Consider the following 21,412-nt stretch of genomic DNA (forward strand, 5'->3'; position numbering starts at 1 on the left):
TCTCGTTATCAAAGTTTGGTCAAGGACAGGCCAGCCCAGGTAGCGAGCAGCCCGCCGAATACGCTGATGGCAGCATAGACAAAAGCCAGCGGTATTTGCCCGGTTTCCAGCAGACGCACCGTATCCAGTGAAAAAGATGAAAAAGTCGTCAGCCCCCCGAGGAAGCCGACCATCAACCCGGCGCGCACCTCAATCGGCACCTCCGGGCGTACTAAAAACAGACCGTATAGAACGCCGATCAGCAAACAGCCGACGATATTAACGGCCAGCGTCGCGGTATAGAAGTGCCGCGGCCAATTAGCGTTGATCCAGTTACCCGTGGCAAAGCGCAAAAGCGTTCCGGCGATACCGCCCACAGAAACGGCAACGATCAATGGGATCACTATTTTCTCCGCTGCCGGGGGCTGAGACGGTCAAGTTGCGCGAGGTGATTGAGCTTCTCGCCGATCTTCAGCTCCAGGCCACGCGGCACCGGCTGATAGAACGGTTGTGGCTCGAGTTCTTCCGGGAAATAGTCTTCGCCAGCAGCGTAAGCGTCCGGCTCATCGTGGGCGTAACGGTATTCGTCGCCATAACCCAGTTGCTTCATCAGCTTGGTCGGCGCGTTGCGCAGGTGCAGCGGCACTTCCAGCGAACCGTGTTCGGTGGCGCTGCGCAGGGCGGCTTTGAAACCCATGTACACCGCGTTGCTTTTCGGCGCGCAGGCCAGATAAGTAATGGCCTGGGCCACTGCCAACTCGCCTTCGGGGCTGCCGAGGCGTTCCTGCACTTCCCACGCCGCCAGGCACAGGCTCAGGGCACGGGGGTCGGCGTTGCCGATGTCTTCGCTGGCCATGCGCACCACGCGCCGGGCCAGGTACAGCGGATCGCAACCGCCGTCGATCATTCGGGCGAACCAGTACAGTGCACCGTCGGGATTGGAGCCGCGCACGGATTTATGCAGCGCCGAAATCTGGTCGTAAAACGCTTCGCCGCCCTTGTCGAAACGCCGACGGGTATCACCGAGCAGGCTTTGCAGCAGGTCGACGCCGATCTCGCTGTTGTCTTCAGCCAGGTCCGAGGCGTTTTCCAGCAGGTTGAGCAGACGCCGGCCATCGCCATCGGCGGCCGACAGCAGCATCTGGAAACCTTCATCGCTGAGGGTCAGTTGCCGCTTGCCCAGGCCACGCTCTTCAGTCAGCGCGCGATGCACCAGCTTGCGCAGGGCCGCTTCATCGAGGCTTTTGAGAACGTAGACGCGGGCTCGGGAGAGCAACGCGTTGTTGAGTTCGAAGGAGGGATTTTCAGTGGTTGCGCCGATGAAAATCAGCGTGCCGTCTTCAACGTACGGCAGGAACGCGTCCTGCTGAGACTTGTTGAAGCGGTGCACTTCATCGACGAACAGGATTGTCCGCCGGCCGTACTGCCCGGCCTGCTGCTTGGCGATTTCCACCGCCTGACGGATTTCCTTCACGCCGGCCAGTACCGCCGAAACCGTTTCGAAGTGCGCATCCGAGACTTCCGCCAGCAGCCGCGCCAGCGTGGTCTTGCCCACACCCGGCGGGCCCCAGAAAATCATCGAGTGCAAGGCACCCTGCTCCAGCGCTTCGCGCAAAGGCTTGCCGCGAGCGAGCAGGTGTTCCTGACCGACGTACTCGTCCAGATTGGCGGCACGCAGGCGTGCTGCCAAAGGTTGAGCTATCGGGGCACTGCGAAACAGGTCCATCACGTGCGTTTGAAACCTCGCTTTATTACATAGCTCTCGAGTCTGGCGAAAACCTGTGGCAATAGCGGTTACCTGTGGCGAGGGGGTTTACCCCCGTTCGGCTGCGCAGCAGTCGCGAAACCATTGCATGCGGTATTCCTGATACACCGCACTAGCAGGTTTTGGGGCCGCTTCGCGACCCAACGGGGCGGTGCGGCGTTCCGACAAGCCCCCTCGCCACATAAGCCCGCTCCCACAGGTAGGGCGGTTTATTCCTGGATCACATCGGCACCCTTGGGGATGTCGAACTTGAACTTGGACGCCGGAATCGGCTCGTTGGCTTTCACACCGGTGAACAGGATGTTGGTGCGCTGACCGACGCTGTCGATCATCTGCATGTCATTGACCAGGCCATTGCGGAACGACAGGCGCAGGCTGTCGAACAGGGTGTCTTTGGTTTTCGGCTTCAAGGTGAAGTCGATCACGCCACCGGCTTCCTTGGCGCTGATGTCGAAGCTCTGGCTGATCTTGGACACGTCACCGGACAGCAGCAACGCCGGGGTCTGGGTCAGGCGCTGATCGAGGTTCTTGATGGTGGCCTGCTCAAGGTCCGGATCCCACAACGTCACCTTCTTGCCGTCGGAGACCATCGTTTGTTCGGCCGGCGCATTGGTGTGCCAGTAAAACAAGCCAGGACGCTGCAAGGACATTTCACCCGCGGTTTCCTGCAATTGGGTACCGCTGCCGTCGAGGGTCAGCTGGGAGAAACGCGCGGTCAGGGTCTGGGATTTTTCCAGCAATTGGGTCAGGCGCGCCACGTCCTTGTCATCGGCGTGGGCCGAGAGCGTGGTCAAAGCCAAAACCGGCAGCAACAGCATGCGGATAAGACGCATGGGAGTCCTCATAACATTCGTGGGGGTGCGATGGCGCGTCATTACGCCACCGCGTTTCAATCAATTCAGTCGCGTACCGGGCCCGGAGCCAGGACTTCACGCGAACCGTTGGTGTTCATGGACGTCACGACCCCGGCCATCTCCATGGCTTCGATCATGCGCGCGGCGCGGTTGTAGCCGATTTTCAGCTTGCGCTGAACCGCAGAGATGGACGCTCGACGGCTTTCCAGTACGAACTGAACCGCTTCGTCGTAGAGCGCGTCGGATTCACTGTCGTCGTCGCCACTGCTGCCGCCTTCAAAGCCACTACCCGGCTCTTCGACACCGGCGAGAATCTCGTCGTTGTATTCCGGCGCGCCGCGCAGTTTCCAGGCTTCGACCACCCGGTGAACCTCGTCATCGGAGACGAAAGCACCGTGAACACGGATCGGCAGGCTGGTACCGGGCGGCATGTAGAGCATGTCACCGTGGCCCAACAGTTGTTCGGCGCCACCCTGGTCGATGATGGTGCGCGAGTCGATCTTGCTCGACACCTGGAACGCCATACGCGTCGGAATGTTGGCCTTGATCAGACCGGTGATCACGTCAACCGACGGACGCTGGGTCGCGAGGATCAAGTGGATACCGGCGGCACGGGCCTTCTGGGCGATACGGGCGATCAGTTCTTCAACCTTCTTGCCGACGATCATCATCATGTCGGCGAATTCGTCCACCACCACAACGATGGTCGGCAGCTTGGTCAACAGCGGCGCTTCGTCGTGAATGCTTTCGCGCTTGTACAACGGATCGGTCAATGGCGTGCCGGCGTCCTGGGCTTCCTTGACCTTGGCGTTGAAGCCCGACAGGTTACGCACGCCCATTTTCGCCATCAGCTTGTAGCGACGCTCCATCTCCGCCACGCTCCAGCGCAGGGCGTTGGCGGCGTCCTTCATGTCGGTCACGACCGGGCACAACAGGTGCGGAATGCCTTCGTAGATCGACAGCTCAAGCATTTTCGGGTCGATCATGATCAGCTTGGCGTCTTCCGGGCCGGACTTGAACAGGATCGACAGGATCATCGCGTTCACGCCCACCGATTTACCGGAACCGGTCGTACCGGCTACCAGCAAGTGAGGCATTTTCGCCAGGTCGGTGATGACCGGCTTGCCGCCGATGTCATGCCCCAGGGCCAAAGTAACCGGCGACTTGAAGTTGTCGTACTCGGGGGTCGACAGCACTTCGGAGAAGCGCACGATCTGGCGGTCTTCGTTAGGAATCTCGATACCGACGGTGGTCTTGCCCGGAATCACTTCCACCACGCGCACGCTGGTCACGGCCAGGGAACGTGCCAGGTCTTTCGCCAGGTTGGAGATGCGGCTGACCTTGACGCCCGCCGCTGGCTGGATTTCGTAACGGGTAATCACCGGGCCCGGGTGAATCGAATCCACCGACACTTCGACGCCGAATTCCTTGAGCTTGATTTCCAGCAAATGGCCGACCGCAGCCAGGGATTCAGGCGAGTAATTGAGTTGTTTCTTTTCTGCCGGGTCGAGAATCGAGATCGGCGGCAAGGTGCCTTCGACGGCGCTGTCGACGAACAACGGCGCCTGTTTCTCTTTTTCCACGCGTTTGCTGGGCGCCGCTGGCTTGGGCGGCGCAGGGGCAATCACCGGCGGCACCTGCTTCTCGCGGTCCGACATGTGTTTGCTCAGGGCCTGCTCACGTTCGATCAGGCGTTCCTTGACCTTGGCTTGCTCGCGTTTGTCGGTGACGGTCGGCGCGACCACGTCATGCACGCGATCATCGACTTCACGCAACTGCGCAACCAATTGTTTGCGCTCGACACGGGCGGCCCACCAGCGATTGGCCGCGCCCTGGAACAATTCGAACAGGTCGAGGGTGATCTTGCCGGTGAGGTCCATCACTTTGAACCACGACAGGTCGGTGAACACCGTCAGGCCAAACAGGAACAACGCGATGAACACCAGCGTACTGCCCTGGATGTTCAGGGCGTTCCTGGCCAGATCACCGAGGCTTTCGCCCAAAGCGCCGCCAGCGCCGGCCGGCAGACCGGTCGCGGCGTGAAAATGAATATGGGCCAGGGCCGCGCCCGACAGCACCAGAAACACCAGGCCGATCAGGCGCCAGGAGAACAGCCAGCCACTCCACTCCCACTGCTCGTGGCGTTGACGGAAGATTTGATAGGCCTTGATCGCCAGCAACAACGGGAAGATATAGGCGAAGTAACCCAACACCATGAACAGGATATCGGCGCTGTAGGAGCCGACCGGCCCGCCGAAGTTCTGCACATCGTCGATCTTGCTGTTATGGCTCCAGCCCGGATCGTCCTTGCCGTAGGTCAACAAGGCCATCATCAGGAACAGGCACAAGCCGCCGATGGCGATCAATGCACCTTCCTTGAGCCGGTAGTGCAATTGCTGGCGCCAGAGCGGAACGACTGTTTTTGGTGCTGCGGTGGATTTCTTCAAAACGCTTCTTTTCCTGCGCCTATGGCGCGTCCATCTGTTGAATGACTATAAAAAACTGCCCAATCCAGGCAGGTAAAAAAGTTAACAGGTGTAACTGGGACTACTTTTAACACTACGCTCCGGTTTTTATAAACACGGCGCGCGGCGCTTATTTTATTACAAACACTGTAACAGGCAGGCATTGTACGGGTTTGTTCGTCCGATGCCATGCTTGAAACCCAAGGTGTAGCATAGCCAACAGCACATAACGCGCGATTCAATTTGAGCATGCATTCTCTTTTGTGACAAAGGCTTATGAGGTGTTTTTATGAGCGAAGCGAAGCATTCCCGCCTGATCATTCTGGGTTCCGGCCCCGCCGGTTACAGCGCTGCCGTTTATGCCGCCCGCGCCAACCTCAATCCCGTTGTGATTACCGGCATACAGGCAGGTGGCCAGCTCACCACCACCGTCGAAGTCGACAACTGGCCCGGTGATGTCGAAGGCCTCACCGGCCCGGTGCTGATGGAACGCATGCAAAAACACGCCGAGCGTTTTCACACAGAGATCGTCTACGACCACGTCCACACTGCCAAGTTGCAACAGCGCCCGTTCGAACTCATCGGCGACAGCGGCACTTACACCTGCGATGCGCTGATCATCGCCACCGGCGCCTCGGCGCAATACCTGGGGCTGCCATCGGAAGAGACTTTTGCCGGCAAAGGGGTATCGGCCTGCGCGACGTGCGACGGTTTCTTCTACCGCAATCAGGTGGTCGCAGTCGTTGGCGGCGGCAATACGGCGGTTGAAGAAGCGCTGTACCTGTCAAACATCGCCAAGGAAGTTCACCTGATTCACCGCCGCGACAAGTTGCGCTCGGAGAAAATTCTTCAGGACAAGCTCTTCGAAAAAGCCGCCAAAGGTAATATCCGCCTGCACTGGAACCAGAATCTGGATGAAGTGCTGGGTGATGCCAGCGGTGTGACCGGCGCCCGCCTGCGGGACAGCCACACTGACGAAACCAGTGAATTGCCGCTGACCGGCGTGTTCATCGCTATTGGCCACAAACCCAACACCGACCTGTTCGAAGGCCAGCTGAAAATGCGTAACGGCTACCTGCTGGTCAAGGGCGGCAGTGAAGGCGATGCTACCAGCACCGAAATCCCGGGCGTATTTGCCGCCGGCGACGTGGCCGATCACGTTTACCGCCAGGCCGTCACATCTGCCGGGGCCGGTTGCATGGCCGCGCTAGACGCCGAGAAGTATCTCGACGACATTCCAGTCATTTGACGGCACACTTCACGGTGGGCCCACCCGCCCACCACTGCCCTCCCCTTCTGCAAGCCCGGATGCCATGCTGACTTGGTTACAACGCAACACCCTGACCTTCCCGCCCCTGGAAAAAGCCATGCGCGATCCCAACGGGCTGTTGGCCGCGGGCGGGGATCTGTCCGCCGATCGTCTGATTCAGGCCTATCGCCACGGCTGTTTTCCGTGGTTCTCGGAAGGCCAGCCGATTCTCTGGTGGTCGCCGGATCCACGCACCGTACTGTTTCCCGACGAACTGCATGTCTCGCGCAGCCTGAACAAATTGCTGCGCCAGCAACGCTATCAAGTGACCTTTGATCAGGATTTTGCCGCGGTCATCCGCGCTTGCGCCGCGCCTCGGGATTACGCCGACGGCACCTGGATCACAGAAGCCATGCAGAACGCCTACCTCGAGCTGCACAGGCGTGGCTACGCCCATTCGGTGGAAGTCTGGGACCAGGGTGAACTGGTCGGCGGGCTCTACGGCCTGGCGATGGGTCAGCTGTTTTTCGGCGAGTCCATGTTCAGCCGCGCCGACAACGCCTCGAAATATGGCTTTGCCACGCTGGTCCGACATCTGAAAGACTCAGGCTTTGTGCTGATCGACTGCCAGATGCCGACCGATCATCTGCACAGCCTCGGCGCCCGAGCGATTCCCCGCCGCGAGTTTGCCGACTTCCTTGCGCAGCATCTGGACCAACCCAGCCGCGCAACCTGGGTTTGCTGAGCGACTTTTGCGCGCGTGGCTTACACTTAATTCAAAGCTTATCCCGAGGGTTGATCATGACCGAGTTGGCGCGTTTGAAGTTCTATGCCACTCAGCCCCACTCTTGCAGTTATCTGCCCGAGGAGCAGGCCACGACCTTGTTCCTCGACCCTAGTCAGCCCATGGATGTGCATGTCTATGCAGACCTGTCTGAAATGGGTTTCCGTCGTAGCGGCGATCATCTTTACCGGCCTCATTGCCAGAATTGCAATGCGTGCGTACCGGCGCGCATCCCTGTGGCGCAATTTTCGCCCAACCGCCAGCAGAAACGCATCTTCAAACGCAACGTCGATCTGCAGGTGCGCCCTGCCAGGCCGCAATTCAGCGAAGAGTATTTCGACCTTTATCAGCGGTATATCGAACAGCGTCACGCCGATGGCGATATGTACCCGCCGAGTCGCGATCAGTTTGCGACGTTCCTGGTACGTGACCTGCCGTTTTCCCGATTCTACGAATTCCGCCTCGAAGGACGACTGGTGGCGGTGGCCGTCACCGACTTGCTGCCGAACGGTCTGTCGGCGGTCTACACCTTCTACGAGCCCACTGAAGAACGCCGCAGCCTGGGGCGTTATGCGATCCTCTGGCAAATCGCCGAGGCTCAACGCCTGGGGCTGGAGGCCGTCTATCTGGGCTATTGGATCAAAAACTGCAAAAAGATGAGTTACAAGACTCAATATCGCCCTATCGAGCTGCTGATTAATCAGCGCTGGGTCATCCTGAACTAGAGCAAGCCGTAAACCCCTTGGCTTAAACCCCATTTTTCGGGCACAATGCACGCCGCTTTTGCCTGGCGCAGTTGCACCGGGCCATTCATTGGACACCGAGGGCTTTACTGCATGTCGAAAGAAGACAGCTTCGAAATGGAAGGCACTGTCGTCGACACCCTGCCCAACACCATGTTTCGTGTGGAGTTGGAAAATGGGCACGTCGTAACCGCGCATATCTCCGGCAAGATGCGCAAGAATTACATTCGTATTCTTACCGGCGACAAAGTGCGCGTCGAGCTGACGCCCTATGACTTGAGCAAAGGGCGCATCACTTACCGCGCTCGCTAATCAAGTCAATACAAAACGCCCGGTTTATGCCGGGCGTTTTTGTTTGTCTGCGATTTGGTGGGTTCTTGGGTTCTTGGGTTCTTGGGTTTTGGGTGTACATATCCGTTGCTGCGGTAACGGCTGATTATGGTTTCGCTTTTACAGCGACTCACTTTTCCAAACGCCGAAAAGTAAGCAAATGTATGGTCAGCCCACCTTCTGCCGCCCAGCACGGATGAACGGTAAATCGAGCTTGCGCTAATGTATTCGGGCTCAGTGTGAGCACGGATAGCGCTCGGCCCTTGATGAGTAGTCGCTCCTGCCTGTCCTTGAAAAAGGCTTCAGCCTTCCAAAGCTCTTTTGCTTATCAGGTTTTCAGCCAGGATGTCTGCCGTTTATCGTCATCAGCAACTGACGTCGCAAAAGCCGGTGGTGAAGCGTACGGATCAAGCCAAAAGCTGTGAGTTGTAGGTGCCGCCCTTGGTTAATAACACCCAGATGATTCTGGCCATTTTGTTCGCCAGGGCACAGGCCACTTTGTTCAGAGGCTTGCGGACGAGCAGGTTTTTGGCCCACCTGCCGAGGGCGTCGGTTCGGTGATCGACTCGGTACAAAACGGTGTGGGCGCCCTGTACCAGCAGGCTTCTTAGGTATTTATCGCCCCGTTTACTGATGCCGAGGAGGACCGTTTCGCCACCTGTTGAATACTGTCGCGGCACCAACCCCAACGAGGCGGCGAAGTCGCGGGACGATTTGAAAACCGAAGCGTCGCCGACATCGGCCACCAGAGCGCTAGCGATGAGGGGGCCGATGCCGGGGATGCTTTGCAGGCGTTGGCCGGCGTCGCTTTGGACGAGGCTTTGCTTGATCTCGACATCCAGTCTTTTGATCTCGCCAGTCAGCTGCCGAATATCTTCGAGCATGCGTTCAATGGCGTTTATCAAGCGGATGGGCAGTTCACGGCTTTGCATCAGGCCCGAGACCCGATCAAGGGCGGCGTATCCGGCGGGAAAGATGACGCCGAACTCCAGGAGAAATCCATGCACCTGATTGATGACGGCGGTGCGTCGACTGACCAAGGACTTGCGCAGTCGGTGCTCAGTGCACAGCACCTGCTGTTCTACGGTTTTGACTTGGACCGAACGGGTTCTAGGGCGCGAGGCCGCTTCACAAATGGCCTCGGCATCAATGAAGTCGTTTTTGTTGCCGGTAACATAGGCCTTCACATGTTGCGGTGCGATCAACTGCACGTGATGGCCTTGCTCCTTGATTTTCCGGGCAAGCCACTGAGAACCGCCGCAGGACTCCATGGCAATTTTGCAGGTCGAAATCTGCGCCAGATAAGGGAGCAATTGGCTGCGGTTGAGCTTTTTACGCAGCACCTGATGGCCCCTGGCGTCCTGTCCATGCAGGTGGAAAGTGTTCTTGCCGATGTCGATACCCAGAAGCGTCACGGTAGCCATGAGAGATCCTCCTTCGGTAAAGAGAGTGCCTCGGCAAGTTTAGACTCGCCGAGGTTCTCGCCGGGCTGACCATCTCATTAAGGCTTCGCCCCGGCGTACGGCACTTCGCTAAAGCTCAGTGTTCCCTCGCTCCGGTGTCCATCAGGGGGCATCGCCTACGGTCTGCTTCGCGACGACCTCCTCTCGATGTGTTCGGCTTCGCCGAACGGCGCTACGCGCCTAACCCCCTGATGAACACCTCCGCTCGGCCTGCCGAAGGGGCGAAAGATCAAGATCAACGTCAAAAGCCAACAGCCACAGCCACAGCCAGATCAAAAGATCGCAGCCTCGTTTCACTCGACAGCTCCTACAGAGGATGGGTGTACACCCGCCCCTCACCACTCAACAGGCCGAGCGTTAGCTCGCCTGCCGCACTTGATCTTGATTCACCCGCCCCTTCGGCAGGCTGAGTGGAGGGGTTCATCTGGGGGTTAGGCGCGTAGCGCCGTTCGACGAAGTCGAACACATCGAGAGGAGGTTGAAGCGAAGCCAACCGGAGGCGATGCCCCCAGATGAATACCGGAACGAAGGAACGCCGAGCCTAAGCGAGGGGCCGGACGCTCGGGGCGAGTGAAGGGATCAACCACATAGGTAACAAAACAGTTCAGTCACATAGGTAACACCTGATCACTTATTTCTGATTACTTTGAGCGTCAGATAAGCATCTTTGGCGTCCCTTTCATCAACGCGGCCTAGTACTACCGGCCCAAAAATGATGTCCCAAACACCCTCGCTGACGCTCTCCAATCCGACTATTTCATGTTTAAGCACATAGCCAACATAGATTCTAAGCCTTCCTTTGTTCACCACCCCGTTTGAGTCCGTCCGGTAAACCTCAACATGGCTTGGGTATCTCATCTCCGGCAGCTTTTCCGGATAAGCTCGTAAAGAGCTTGTGTAGCACGAGCCCGGTGTTTTCTGCCCCAGAGCCTCATGAAGACGTTCATGATTGTAGTGCTGCATGAACAGGTCAAAATGCTTCTGCTGGGCTCCCCACTCAATTTCCGGCGGTCTTGGCAGTGTACTTTTCAGCGTGCGGTGCATGCGTTCATGCCGCCCGTTCTGCTCTGGTCGACCAGGTTGAATCCTTTCATGGATGATGCCCAGATGGGCCCACCAGATGGATAGCTGTGATAAACCAGCACGTCCTCCGCTGGCAAAAGGAACGCCATTGTCCGTGCGAATACGTTCAGGCATCCCGTAAGTCCTGAACAGCCTTTCAAAGGTCGCCTTAGCGGCCTTGAAGGTCGTGCTGGGCATGCTTTCGCAGGCCAACAAGAATCGGCTGGAGTGATCCATTACCGTCAACGGGTAACACCAGACACCGTCTCCCGTCAGGTATTGACCTTTGTAATCAGCGCTCCAGAGCTGGTTTGGGCGATCGGCCTTCTGAAGCGGTTTGGGATAGACAGCGACACGCTGACGTAAACGCCGCGGCGTCACCAGCCCCGCCTTTTTTAGCACGTTGTAGATCGTGGTTTTCGAGGGCGGGGGCTGATCCGGAAAACGCTCACTTAAGGCCGTCTGAATTTTCTTCGGGCCCGGAGTGGTTTGTCCTTGGGCGCGTAGCTCAAGAATGGCCTCCTTGACCGCAAACGGCACCGCCTGAGCTTGGGAATGCCGCTTGCGACTGCATTCCGCCAAGCCATTAACGCTGTCCGCGTTGTAGCGCGCCACCCACTTGTAACCGGTTTTGCGACTGATGCTGTGAGCCGCACAGAGTTGGCTGAAGTTGAGTCGCCCGGACAAATAGTCGGCGATGAACATCACTTTCAGGTCCATAGGTTTCAGCTCTCGCCACGGCATGGTCAGATCCTCGGAATCGACCAGTACCAGTTAAAAACTGTTACCTATGTGCTTGAACTGTTTTGTTACCTATGTGGGTGAGTCATACCCGAGCCTTTTTTTGCTTACTTTTTTTTGGCGTTTGAAAAAAAAGTGAGTCGCCGTAAGGGCGAAACCCTAAGCAGCCGTTACCGCAGCAACGGATATACACCAAATCCAATAGACAACAAAAAGGCGCCCGCAGGCGCCTTTTCGCTATACAGCCGTCAGGCCATTTCAGCCGTGGTCTCGAAGTCGAAGGTCAGCTCGCCGTCCTTGAGATCGATGTGAACCACACCACCATGGTCGGCCAGTTCGCCAAAGAGAATCTCTTCCGCCAGCGGACGCTTGATCTTGTCCTGAATCAAACGCGCCATTGGTCGAGCACCCATCGCCGAGTCGTAGCCACCCGCTGCCAGCCAGCTGCGCGCCGCGTCCGTCACTTCCAGCTGCACGCGCTTGTCTTCCAGCTGCGCCTGAAGCTCGGTAAGGAACTTGTCCACCACGCTTTTGATGACCTCATGGCTGAGGCGACCAAACTGGATAATGGTGTCCAGACGGTTGCGGAACTCTGGCGTGAAGCTCTTCTTGATCACTTCCATCGCATCGGACGAGTGGTCCTGATGGGTGAAACCGATCGAAGCGCGAGCTGCCGTTTCGGCACCGGCGTTGGTCGTCATGATGACGATCACGTTACGGAAGTCCGCCTTGCGCCCGTTGTTATCGGTCAGCGTACCGTGGTCCATGACCTGCAGCAGCAGGTTGAAGACTTCCGGATGCGCCTTCTCGATCTCATCGAGCAACAGCACGCAGTGAGGCTGCTTGGTGATGGCTTCGGTCAGCAGACCGCCCTGGTCGAACCCGACATAGCCTGGAGGCGCACCGATCAGACGCGATACGGTGTGGCGCTCCATGTACTCGGACATGTCGAAACGAACCAGTTCGATGCCCAACGCCTTGGCCAACTGACGCGCCGCTTCGGTTTTACCGACACCGGTTGGCCCTGCGAACAGGAACGAACCGACTGGCTTGTCAGGCGACTTGAGGCCGGCACGGGACAGTTTGATCGCGGTCGACAGTGAGTCGATTGCGGCATCCTGGCCAAATACTGTCAGCTTCAGGTCACGCTCAAGGTTACGCAGCAGCTCTTTGTCGGAGCTGGTGACGTGCTTAGGCGGAATCCGCGCGATTTTCGCGACGATGTCCTCGACTTGAGGCACTTCGATGCGTTTCACGCGTTTCTCGATTGGCTGCAGACGCTGGTAGGCGCCCGCCTCGTCGATGACGTCAATGGCCTTGTCCGGCATATGCCGGTCATTGATATAGCGCGAGGCCAGTTCGGCCGCCGCACGCAACGCTTCATCGCTGTATTCGATGTTGTGGTGCGCTTCAAAACGACCTTTCAGGCCGCGCAGGATGCCGATGGTATCTTCCACCGAAGGTTCCGACACATCGACCTTCTGGAAGCGCCGGGCCAAAGCACGGTCCTTCTCAAAGATCCCGCGGAATTCCTGGAACGTGGTCGAGCCGATGCAACGGATATCACCCGACGACAGCAGCGGCTTGAGCAGGTTCGAAGCATCCATGACCCCACCGGACGCGGCACCCGCACCAATGATGGTGTGGATTTCGTCGATGAACAGGATCGCCTGCGGACGTTTTTTCAGCTCATTGAGCAACGCCTTGAAGCGTTTCTCGAAATCGCCGCGGTATTTGGTCCCGGCCAGCAAGGCCCCCAGATCGAGGGAATACACCACGCTGTTGGCCAGCAGGTCTGGCACCTGGTTGTCGACAATGCGTTTGGCCAGGCCTTCGGCAATCGCGGTTTTACCCACGCCCGCCTCGCCCACCAGCAGCGGATTGTTTTTGCGACGACGCGCCAGGATCTGCGCGACACGCTCAACCTCCAGCTCACGGCCTACCAATGGATCGATTCGACCCTGGCGCGCGAGTTCGTTGAGGTTGCTGGCATAAGCATCCAGAGGATTGCCTGAAGAAGAAGACTCACCGCCCTCGTCGTCCTGCATATCTTGCTCACCTTCAGAGTGATCGCCATGCCCCGGCACTTTGGAAATGCCGTGTGCGATGTAGTTGACGACATCGATGCGCGCAACGCTCTGCTGTTTCAGCAGGAACACTGCCTGACTCTCTTGCTCACTGAAGATCGCGACCAGTACGTTGGCGCCAGTCACTTCGCGTTTGCCCGAGCTCTGTACGTGAAAGACAGCACGTTGCAGTACACGCTGGAAGCCCAGGGTTGGCTGGGTCTCACGATCCTCGTCATGGACGGGGATCAATGGCGTGGTGGAGTCGATGAACTCCTGCAGATCGTGCTTGAGTTTGTCGAGGTTTGCGCCGCAGGCACGCAAAACGGTGGCGGCAGCCTCATTATCCAATAGGGCCAGCAGGAGGTGTTCGACGGTCATGAATTCATGACGCTTCGAACGTGCCTCCTTGAAGGCAAGATTGAGGGTGACTTCGAGCTCGCGGTTTAACATAGCTTCACCTCATACCCAAGTGGTCGGCGATTAACCGTCCTTCTCGATTTCACAGAGTAGCGGATGCTGGCTTTCCCTGGCGTACTGGTTGACCTGCATGGCCTTAGTCTCGGCGATGTCGCGGGTAAACACTCCACATACTGCCCGTCCTTCTGTGTGGACGGCCAGCATGACCTTGGTCGCCAGCTCGCGATTCAGGTTAAAAAACACCTCGAGCACTTCGACGACGAAATCCATCGGTGTGTAGTCATCATTAAACAAAACCACCTTGTACATCGGCGGCGCCTGTAAAGCAGGCTTTGCCTCCTGAACAGCAATGCCTGCGGAATCGTCGTCGTGTGAATCAGGGTGATCCTGATTGAATGTTAGTCGAATCTGGCTGATTGCATGCATGGAAAGAAAGGTTCGTCAGTTGTGCAAATACAGTGGTGGGGGCGGCTATGGACGATTTCAACTCCGACTGCCCGGTCACCTTGACTATCGGGAAAACGGTGTTACAACCAATAGAGCCCACAGTGGGTAAAAAAGGTCCGCGGAGTCAATCTTATTTCCAGGAAATGACTGCGGATGAACTGGATGATACTCCAGTGATGGAGTCTGTTGCAGAGGGATATGGGTATGTCAGGTGTCAAGGTCAGCGGCAAGGTCAAATGGTTCAACAATGCCAAGGGTTACGGCTTCATCAACGAGGAAGGCAAGAGCGAAGATCTGTTCGCCCACTACTCGGCCATCAAGATGGACGGTTATAAAACCCTGAAAGCCGGGCAAGCCGTCGTCTTTGAGATCATTCAGGGCCCAAAAGGCCTGCATGCCGTAAACATCGGCACGCCTGTCGATGCTCAGGCAGTCACCGCTCCCGCTGGTGAAAAGACCGTTACGGCCTGAGATCGCTCTTACCATCCAGTCATAAAAAAACCGCCCGACTCAATTACTTGAGTCGGGCGGCTTTTTCAGGCTTGGATTTCGCTTACATGTGCGAAATCAGCGCATCACCAAACGCGGACGAAGACAGCAGTTTCGCGCCTTCCATCAGACGTTCGAAGTCATAGGTCACAGTCTTGGCGGAAATCGCGCCGTTGGTGCCCTTGATGATCAGATCAGCTGCTTCGGTCCAGCCCATGTGACGCAGCATCATCTCTGCGGACAGGATCAGCGAACCCGGGTTGACCTGGTCCTTGCCAGCGTACTTCGGTGCAGTACCGTGGGTCGCTTCGAACATCGCAATGGTGTCAGACAGGTTGGCACCCGGTGCGATACCGATACCGCCCACTTCCGCCGCCAAAGCGTCGGAGAGGTAGTCGCCGTTCAGGTTCAGGGTCGCGATCACATCGTATTCGGCCGGGCGCAGCAGGATCTGCTGGAGCATGGCGTCAGCGATTGCATCTTTGACGATAACGTTCTTGCCGGTTTTCGGGTTTTTGAACTGCATCCACGGACCGCCATCGAGCAGGGTCGCGCCGAACTCTTCAGCCGCCACTTCGTAGGCCCATTCCTTGAAGGCACCTTCGGTGAACTTCATGATGTTGCCTTTGTGCACGATGGTCAGCGAGTCGCGGTCATTGTCGACCACATACTGCAGCGCTTTTCGTGCCAGACGCTTGGTGCCTTGCAGCGAAACCGGCTTGATGCCGATACCGCAGTTTTCGTCGAAACGGATCTTGGTGACGCCCATTTCATCTTTAAGGAACTTGATGACCTTGGTCGCTTCCGGCGAACCGGCTTTCCACTCGATACCGGCGTAGATGTCTTCGGAGTTCTCACGGAAGATCGTCATGTCGACGTCGCCTGGCTTCTTGACCGGGCTAGGCACGCCTTCGAACCAGCGCACAGGGCGCAGGCAGACATAAAGGTCGAGTTGCTGACGCAGGGCCACGTTCAGGGAACGGATGCCGCCACCGACCGGGGTGGTCAGAGGGCCCTTGATGGAAACCACGTAATCTTTAACTGCGTCCAGGGTTTCCTGGGGTAGCCAGGTGTCCTGATCGTAAACCTGAGTCGCTTTCTCCCCGGCGTAGACTTCCATCCAGGAAATTTTGCGCTCGCCGCCGTAAGCCTTCTTAACAGCAGCATCGACAACCTTGATCATGACCGGGCTGATATCAACGCCAATACCATCACCTTCGATGAAGGGGATGATCGGGTTGTTAGGAACATTGAGAGAATGGTCCGCGTTGACGGTGATTTTGTCGCCGACTGCTGGAACCTGAATCTTCTTGTATCCCATGCTGAACTCCATTGTTTGGATTGAACATCTGGCTTCGTTCGAGCGTACCCCAGTTAAATCGGCACGCAAACCCTATGTTCCAACCATCTGCCGCAAAGCTGCACAGTTCGCGACGTACAAGCCTGAAAGCAAAGGGAAAAGCGCCAAACTCAAGCACGGTGCAAGACTCTACGCCCCACTCGCCCCTGCGACCTTTAGACCAATGGACGACAATCGTTGCATATGAACCATCGGCAGATTGCCAGCTACCTATGTATAATGCCGCCCGCTGACCACAGAGTCACGACGGCCGACCGCTCTATGACGAGACCCTCGGCCCGAAAAAAGCCGGACTGTTACCGCAGTCCACCCGCTTGACGCTCGACTGATGCACCCAACATCACCGCGAAGAAATCTCGACATTCGGCTCATGGATGACTTTGAACGAACGCGCTTACCCGGCGCCCCTCGAGTTTTTCTGCGCACGCTTTAGCAAAGAAGAGAGAGTTAATCCGAATATGCCCACCCGCTCGAAGATCATCTATACCTTCACCGACGAAGCTCCCGCCCTCGCCACCTATTCACTGTTGCCTATCGTAGAGGCCTTCACCGCCTCCGCTGATATCGCCGTGGAAACCCGCGATATCTCTCTTGCAGGGCGCATCCTGGCCAGCTTCCCCGAGCAACTGGGTGACAAAGCCGTAGCCGACCACCTCGCCGAACTGGGCGACCTGGCCGTTACGCCTGAAGCCAACATCATCAAGCTGCCGAACATCAGCGCCTCGGTTCCGCAACTGCAAGCCGCGATCAAGGAACTGCAAGCCCAGGGCTTCGCACTGCCTGACTACCCGGAAACCGTGACCAGCGACGCCGACAAGCTCGCCAAGTCGCGTTACGACAAGATCAAGGGCAGCGCCGTAAACCCGGTTCTGCGCGAAGGCAACTCCGATCGTCGTGCACCGCTGTCGGTCAAGAACTACGCACGCAAGCACCCGCACAAAATGGGCGCCTGGGCTGCGGACTCCAAGTCCCACGTCGCGCACATGAGCACCGGCGATTTCTACGGCAGCGAGAAAGCTGCCCTGATCGACGCCGCTGACGCCGTCAAAATCGAACTGATCGCTCAAGACGGCACCACCACCGTCCTGAAAGAAAAAACCACCGTGCAAGCCGGTGAGATCCTCGATTGCGCGGTCATGAGCAAAAACGCTCTGCGCAGCTTCATTGCTGCCGAGATCGAAGACGCTAAAGCCAAAGGCGTGCTGCTGTCGGTTCACCTGAAAGCCACCATGATGAAGGTCTCCGACCCGATCATGTTTGGCCAGATCGTTGCCGAGTTCTATAAAGACGCACTGACCAAGCACGCTGACGTGCTGGCGCAGATCGGCTTCAACCTGAACAACGGCATCGGCGATCTGTACGCTCGCATCAAAGCCCTGCCGGCTGAGCAGCAAGCGCAGATCGAAGCGGACATCCAGACGGTTTACGCCGCTCGTCCGTCGTTGGCCATGGTCAACTCCGACAAAGGCATCACCAACCTGCACGTGCCGAGCGACGTGATCGTCGACGCCTCGATGCCGGCGATGATCCGTGACTCCGGCAAGATGTGGGGCACTGACGGTCAACTGCACGACACCAAGGCTGTGATCCCGGATCGCTGCTACGCCACCATCTACCAGGCGGTAATCGAAGACTGCAAGCTGCACGGCGCTTTCGATCCGACCACCATGGGCAGCGTTCCAAACGTTGGCCTGATGGCGAAAAAAGCTGAAGAGTACGGCTCGCACGACAAGACTTTCCAGATCAAGGCCAACGGCGTGGTTCGGGTTTCCGACGGCGCTGGCCGCACCCTGCTGGAGCAGTCGGTTGAAGCCGGCGACATCTTCCGCATGTGCCAGACCAAAGACGCGCCGATCCAGGACTGGGTCAAACTGGCCGTCAACCGTGCTCGCGCAAGCGCCACTCCAGCGATCTTCTGGCTGGACCCGATGCGCGCCCACGACGGCGTAGTGATCGAGAAAGTTCAGGCTTACCTGAAGGATCACGACACCTCCGGCCTGGACATCCGCATCATGTCGCCAGTCGACGCGATGGCGTTCACCCTGGGTCGCACTCGCGAAGGCAAGGACACCATCTCGGTGACCGGCAACGTACTGCGCGACTACCTGACCGACCTGTTCCCGATCATGGAGCTGGGCACCAGCGCCAAGATGCTGTCGATCGTTCCGCTGATGAACGGCGGCGGCCTGTTCGAAACCGGCGCCGGCGGTTCGGCACCGAAGCACGTTCAGCAGCTGCTGGAAGAGAACTTCCTGCGCTGGGATTCCCTGGGCGAGTTCCTGGCCCTGGCCGCTTCCCTTGAGCACTTGGGTGTCACCTACAACAACCCTAAAGCGCTGGTGTTGGCCAAGACCCTGGATCAGGCCACCGGCCAGTTCCTGGACAACAACAAGTCGCCATCGCGCAAAGTCGGCAACATCGACAACCGCGGCAGCCACTTCTACCTGGCGCTGTACTGGGCTCAAGCCCTGGCTGCCCAGACCGAAGACACTGCACTGCAAGCGCAGTTCGGCGAACTGGCCAAAACCCTGAGCGAGAACGAAGCAACGATCGTTGCCGAGCTCAACGCCGTTCAGGGCAAGCCAGTGGACATCGGCGGTTACTACCACGCCAATGCCGAGTTGATCAGCAAGGCCATGCGCCCGAGCAACACCTTCAACGCCGCGATCGCTGCGCTGGTTTAAGGTTGTAAGGGAACACCACAAACCCCGGCCTCGTGCCGGGGTTTGTGTTTTTGAAGACAACGCAAACCCTGTGGGAGCTGGCCTGCCAGCGATAGCGATTTATCATCCAACATTGATGGTTACTGACTCACCGCAATCGCTGGCAGGCCAGCTCCCACAGTAATAGTGTTGCAACTATTGAAATTCGAGGAATCCCCATGGAGTGGAAACCCCACATCACCGTCGCGACCATCGTCGAAGACAACGGCCGTTTCCTGATGGTCGAAGAATCCAAGGGCGGACGAACGGTGCTCAATCAGCCCGCCGGCCATCTGGACCCGGACGAAACCCTGATCGAAGCCGCCGTGCGTGAAACCCTCGAAGAAACCGGCTGGGACGTCGAGCCGACTGGCGTGGTGGGCATTTACCTCTACACCGCTCCGAGCAACGGCGTGACCTATCAGCGGGTCTGCTTCACCGCAAAACCGCTCAAACATCACCCCGACTATCAGCTGGATGACGGCATCGTCGGCGCAAAATGGCTGACGCGTGACGAACTCATGGCACAGCGCGCAAACTGGCGCAGTGAGCTGATCATCCGCTGTATTGATGATTATCTGGACGGCAAACTCTTCGGCCTCGAACTGATCCGCCCTTCTCTTTAGCCTTGCGGGCTTCGGCCTGTTAGAATCGCGTCCTTTTTAAAGACACTCATTGAATCCCTATGCGTGATCCAGCCCCTTCTGACACACAAAAGAAGCGCGTCATTGTCGGCATGTCCGGCGGCGTGGACTCTTCCGTTTCCGCTCTCCTGCTGATCGAGCAGGGTTATGAGGTGGAAGGCCTGTTCATGAAGAACTGGGAAGAAGACGATGGAACGGAATACTGCACCGCCATGGATGACCTGGCGGACGCTCAGGCCGTGTGCGACAAGATTGGCATCAAGCTGCACACCGCCAACTTCGCCGCCGAGTACTGGGACAACGTGTTCGAGCACTTCCTGGCCGAATACAAGGCCGGTCGCACGCCGAACCCGGACATCCTGTGCAACCGCGAGATCAAGTTCAAGGCGTTCCTCGACTACGCCATGATGCTCGGCGCCGACCTGATCGCCACCGGTCACTACGTGCGTCGCCGCGACATCGATGGTCGCACCGAGCTGCTCAAGGGCCTGGACCCGAACAAGGACCAGAGCTACTTCCTGCACGCCGTCGGCGGTGAACAGATCGCCAAGACCCTGTTCCCGGTCGGCGAGCTGGAAAAACCCGAAGTGCGCGCGATTGCCGAGAAACACGAACTCGCCACCGCGAAGAAAAAGGATTCCACCGGAATCTGCTTTATCGGCGAACGCCGCTTCAGCGACTTCCTCAAACAATACCTGCCGGCCCAGCCAGGCGAGATCAAGACCACCGAAGGTGAAGTTATCGGCCGTCATCACGGCTTGATGTATCACACCATCGGCCAGCGTCAGGGCCTGGGCATTGGCGGCTTGAAAGACGCCAGTGACGAGCCGTGGTACGTGCTGATCAAGGACCTGGAGCACAACGAGCTGATCGTTGGCCAAGGCAATGACCATCCGTATCTGTTCTCCCGCGCCCTGCTCGCTTCAGACATCTATTGGGTCAACCCGATCGACTTGAGCGAACCGCGCCGGCTGACCGCCAAAGTCCGCTATCGCCAAAGCGACCAGCCCTGCACGCTGGAAAAAACCGCCACCGGCTACCGCGCGACCTTCGATGACCCGCAACGCGCGGTCACCCCAGGCCAGTCCGTGGTGTTCTACGACGGTGAAATCTGCCTCGGCGGCGGCGTGATCGAAGTCGCGGAGCCGTGGACCAGCAAAGGCACTCCTCAAGGCGAGCAGCAATGAGCCCGACTCAGGAGCAACTGACGGCACTGGGCGGCGTGTTCCTCGCCGCCGTGCTGGTCGACAAGATCGCCAAGACCGGTCAGACCGCCGAAGCCGGCCTGACGTGCATGCTCGGTAGTCTGCTGATTCGCGACCCCAAGGACACTCTGGAAGTGTACGGCGGCGACGATATCAATCTGCGTGAAGGTTACCGCGCATTGATCGGCGCCCTGGAACGAGACCCAAGCACCCTTCAGCGAGAGCCGCTGCGCTATGCGCTGGCGATGCTCGGCCTGGAGCGTCAGTTGGCCAAGCGCAACGACATGCTGGACGAGATCGGCAAGCGTTTGCCGCAGATTCAATCCCAGGTCGAGCACTTCGGCCCGGCTCACGAAAACGTCATAGCAGCGTGCGGCGCCCTGTATCAGGACACCCTGAGCACCTTGCGCCAACGGATTCAGGTCCACGGCGACATGCGCAATCTGCAGCAACCGAGCAACGCTTCGAAAATCCGCGCCCTGTTGCTGGCCGGGATTCGATCGGCGCGCCTGTGGCGGCAGTTGGGCGGTCATCGCTGGCAGCTGGTGATCAGCCGTCGCAAGTTGCTGAAAGAGCTTTACCCGCTGATGCGCAGCAGCTGAACCGCGCCCGCAAGACCCTTTGTAATTTGTAACGCGTAAGAC

General features: G+C 58.1%; 19 protein-coding genes. 9 read left to right on the top strand and 10 right to left on the bottom strand.

Annotated elements, in window-relative coordinates:
* Positions 1–8: 8 nt before the first annotated feature.
* The 5 genes from crcB to PMI27_RS31300 all read right to left on the bottom strand — a co-directional run bounded on the left by crcB (position 9) and on the right by PMI27_RS31300 (position 5,314).
* Positions 9–383 (bottom strand): fluoride efflux transporter CrcB, encoded by a 375-nt coding sequence (gene crcB, locus PMI27_RS17785; RefSeq protein WP_008154847.1) that lies wholly within the window; start codon positions 381–383, stop codon positions 9–11.
* Positions 383–1,705, bottom strand: a complete 1,323-nt coding sequence (locus tag PMI27_RS17780; protein WP_008154849.1) for a replication-associated recombination protein A — start codon at positions 1,703–1,705, stop codon at positions 383–385. The genes crcB and PMI27_RS17780 overlap by 1 nt, the downstream gene beginning before the upstream one ends.
* Positions 1,706–1,953: 248 nt before the next feature.
* Positions 1,954–2,577, bottom strand: coding sequence for an outer membrane lipoprotein chaperone LolA (lolA, locus tag PMI27_RS17775; RefSeq protein WP_008154853.1), 624 nt, complete (start codon positions 2,575–2,577; stop codon positions 1,954–1,956).
* A gap of 65 nt (positions 2,578–2,642) precedes the next feature.
* Positions 2,643–5,045 (bottom strand): DNA translocase FtsK, encoded by a 2,403-nt coding sequence (locus PMI27_RS17770; protein WP_033053179.1) that lies wholly within the window; start codon positions 5,043–5,045, stop codon positions 2,643–2,645.
* Complete coding sequence (locus tag PMI27_RS31300; RefSeq protein ID WP_134099122.1) at positions 5,042–5,314, bottom strand: hypothetical protein; 273 nt, start codon at positions 5,312–5,314, stop codon at positions 5,042–5,044. Before PMI27_RS31300 ends, PMI27_RS17770 begins: the two co-directional genes overlap by 4 nt.
* A gap of 38 nt (positions 5,315–5,352) precedes the next feature.
* On the opposite strand from PMI27_RS31300, the gene trxB reads away from it, so the two are divergent.
* The 4 genes from trxB to infA all read left to right on the top strand — a co-directional run bounded on the left by trxB (position 5,353) and on the right by infA (position 8,151).
* On the top strand, positions 5,353–6,312 hold the full coding sequence (gene trxB, locus PMI27_RS17765; protein ID WP_008154857.1) for a thioredoxin-disulfide reductase: 960 nt from the start codon (positions 5,353–5,355) through the stop codon (positions 6,310–6,312).
* A 64-nt stretch (positions 6,313–6,376) separates the two neighbouring features.
* Complete coding sequence (aat, locus tag PMI27_RS17760; protein ID WP_008154858.1) at positions 6,377–7,057, top strand: leucyl/phenylalanyl-tRNA--protein transferase; 681 nt, start codon at positions 6,377–6,379, stop codon at positions 7,055–7,057.
* A gap of 56 nt (positions 7,058–7,113) precedes the next feature.
* Positions 7,114–7,821, top strand: a complete 708-nt coding sequence (locus PMI27_RS17755) for an arginyltransferase (RefSeq protein WP_008154860.1) — start codon at positions 7,114–7,116, stop codon at positions 7,819–7,821.
* A 111-nt stretch (positions 7,822–7,932) separates the two neighbouring features.
* Entirely contained in the window at positions 7,933–8,151 is a 219-nt protein-coding gene (gene infA, locus PMI27_RS17750) for a translation initiation factor IF-1 (RefSeq protein ID WP_002553999.1), read from the top strand.
* Between the two features lie 425 nt (positions 8,152–8,576).
* Here infA and PMI27_RS17745 read toward each other — a convergent pair whose 3' ends face one another.
* The 4 genes from PMI27_RS17745 to clpS form a co-directional block, all read right to left on the bottom strand.
* Positions 8,577–9,593 carry an IS110 family transposase gene (locus tag PMI27_RS17745; protein WP_008157034.1) on the bottom strand — a complete coding sequence of 339 codons (1,017 nt, stop codon included), beginning with the start codon at positions 9,591–9,593 and terminating at the stop codon, positions 8,577–8,579.
* Between the two features lie 666 nt (positions 9,594–10,259).
* Positions 10,260–11,438 (bottom strand): integrase core domain-containing protein, encoded by a 1,179-nt coding sequence (locus tag PMI27_RS17740; RefSeq protein WP_008154498.1) that lies wholly within the window; start codon positions 11,436–11,438, stop codon positions 10,260–10,262.
* Between the two features lie 245 nt (positions 11,439–11,683).
* Positions 11,684–13,954 (bottom strand): ATP-dependent Clp protease ATP-binding subunit ClpA, encoded by a 2,271-nt coding sequence (gene clpA, locus PMI27_RS17735; RefSeq protein WP_008146900.1) that lies wholly within the window; start codon positions 13,952–13,954, stop codon positions 11,684–11,686.
* Positions 13,955–13,984: 30 nt separating this feature from the next.
* Complete coding sequence (clpS, locus tag PMI27_RS0229350) at positions 13,985–14,347, bottom strand: ATP-dependent Clp protease adapter ClpS (protein WP_027925124.1); 363 nt, start codon at positions 14,345–14,347, stop codon at positions 13,985–13,987.
* Positions 14,348–14,572: 225 nt separating this feature from the next.
* Between clpS and cspD the strand changes: the two genes are divergently transcribed.
* Entirely contained in the window at positions 14,573–14,839 is a 267-nt protein-coding gene (cspD, locus tag PMI27_RS17730) for a cold shock domain-containing protein CspD (protein WP_008146902.1), read from the top strand.
* An 82-nt stretch (positions 14,840–14,921) separates the two neighbouring features.
* Here the strand turns inward: cspD and icd are convergent, their stop codons facing one another.
* Positions 14,922–16,178, bottom strand: a complete 1,257-nt coding sequence (gene icd, locus PMI27_RS17725; protein WP_008146904.1) for an NADP-dependent isocitrate dehydrogenase — start codon at positions 16,176–16,178, stop codon at positions 14,922–14,924.
* A 497-nt stretch (positions 16,179–16,675) separates the two neighbouring features.
* On the opposite strand from icd, the gene PMI27_RS17720 reads away from it, so the two are divergent.
* The 4 genes from PMI27_RS17720 (at position 16,676) to hflD (ending at position 21,370) form a co-directional block, all read left to right on the top strand.
* On the top strand, positions 16,676–18,901 hold the full coding sequence (locus tag PMI27_RS17720; protein WP_033053180.1) for an NADP-dependent isocitrate dehydrogenase: 2,226 nt from the start codon (positions 16,676–16,678) through the stop codon (positions 18,899–18,901).
* A gap of 197 nt (positions 18,902–19,098) precedes the next feature.
* Positions 19,099–19,545 (top strand): NUDIX hydrolase, encoded by a 447-nt coding sequence (locus PMI27_RS17715; RefSeq protein ID WP_008146020.1) that lies wholly within the window; start codon positions 19,099–19,101, stop codon positions 19,543–19,545.
* Between the two features lie 59 nt (positions 19,546–19,604).
* Positions 19,605–20,750, top strand: coding sequence for a tRNA 2-thiouridine(34) synthase MnmA (gene mnmA / locus PMI27_RS17710; protein WP_008146022.1), 1,146 nt, complete (start codon positions 19,605–19,607; stop codon positions 20,748–20,750).
* A complete protein-coding gene (hflD, locus tag PMI27_RS17705) occupies positions 20,747–21,370 on the top strand; it encodes a high frequency lysogenization protein HflD (protein WP_008146025.1) in 624 nt (207 codons plus the stop codon). Before mnmA ends, hflD begins: the two co-directional genes overlap by 4 nt.
* The last annotated feature ends 42 nt before the right edge of the window (positions 21,371–21,412 follow it).

It is taken from the genome of Pseudomonas sp. GM41(2012) (genome assembly GCF_000282315.2).
Lineage (GTDB): Bacteria > Pseudomonadota > Gammaproteobacteria > Pseudomonadales > Pseudomonadaceae > Aquipseudomonas.

Coding starts and splice junctions, on each gene's coding strand:
- PMI27_RS17780 (WP_008154849.1), bottom strand. CDS start 1,705: ATGGACCTGTTTCGCAGTGCCCCGATAGCTCAACCTTTGGCAGCACGC.
- lolA (WP_008154853.1), bottom strand. CDS start 2,577: ATGCGTCTTATCCGCATGCTGTTGCTGCCGGTTTTGGCTTTGACCACG.
- PMI27_RS31300 (WP_134099122.1), bottom strand. CDS start 5,314: ATGCTCAAATTGAATCGCGCGTTATGTGCTGTTGGCTATGCTACACCT.
- trxB (WP_008154857.1), top strand. CDS start 5,353: ATGAGCGAAGCGAAGCATTCCCGCCTGATCATTCTGGGTTCCGGCCCC.
- aat (WP_008154858.1), top strand. CDS start 6,377: ATGCTGACTTGGTTACAACGCAACACCCTGACCTTCCCGCCCCTGGAA.
- PMI27_RS17755 (WP_008154860.1), top strand. CDS start 7,114: ATGACCGAGTTGGCGCGTTTGAAGTTCTATGCCACTCAGCCCCACTCT.
- infA (WP_002553999.1), top strand. CDS start 7,933: ATGTCGAAAGAAGACAGCTTCGAAATGGAAGGCACTGTCGTCGACACC.
- PMI27_RS17745 (WP_008157034.1), bottom strand. CDS start 9,593: ATGGCTACCGTGACGCTTCTGGGTATCGACATCGGCAAGAACACTTTC.
- PMI27_RS17740 (WP_008154498.1), bottom strand. CDS start 11,438: ATGCCGTGGCGAGAGCTGAAACCTATGGACCTGAAAGTGATGTTCATC.
- clpA (WP_008146900.1), bottom strand. CDS start 13,954: ATGTTAAACCGCGAGCTCGAAGTCACCCTCAATCTTGCCTTCAAGGAG.
- clpS (WP_027925124.1), bottom strand. CDS start 14,347: ATGCATGCAATCAGCCAGATTCGACTAACATTCAATCAGGATCACCCT.
- cspD (WP_008146902.1), top strand. CDS start 14,573: ATGTCAGGTGTCAAGGTCAGCGGCAAGGTCAAATGGTTCAACAATGCC.
- icd (WP_008146904.1), bottom strand. CDS start 16,178: ATGGGATACAAGAAGATTCAGGTTCCAGCAGTCGGCGACAAAATCACC.
- PMI27_RS17720 (WP_033053180.1), top strand. CDS start 16,676: ATGCCCACCCGCTCGAAGATCATCTATACCTTCACCGACGAAGCTCCC.
- PMI27_RS17715 (WP_008146020.1), top strand. CDS start 19,099: ATGGAGTGGAAACCCCACATCACCGTCGCGACCATCGTCGAAGACAAC.
- mnmA (WP_008146022.1), top strand. CDS start 19,605: ATGCGTGATCCAGCCCCTTCTGACACACAAAAGAAGCGCGTCATTGTC.
- hflD (WP_008146025.1), top strand. CDS start 20,747: ATGAGCCCGACTCAGGAGCAACTGACGGCACTGGGCGGCGTGTTCCTC.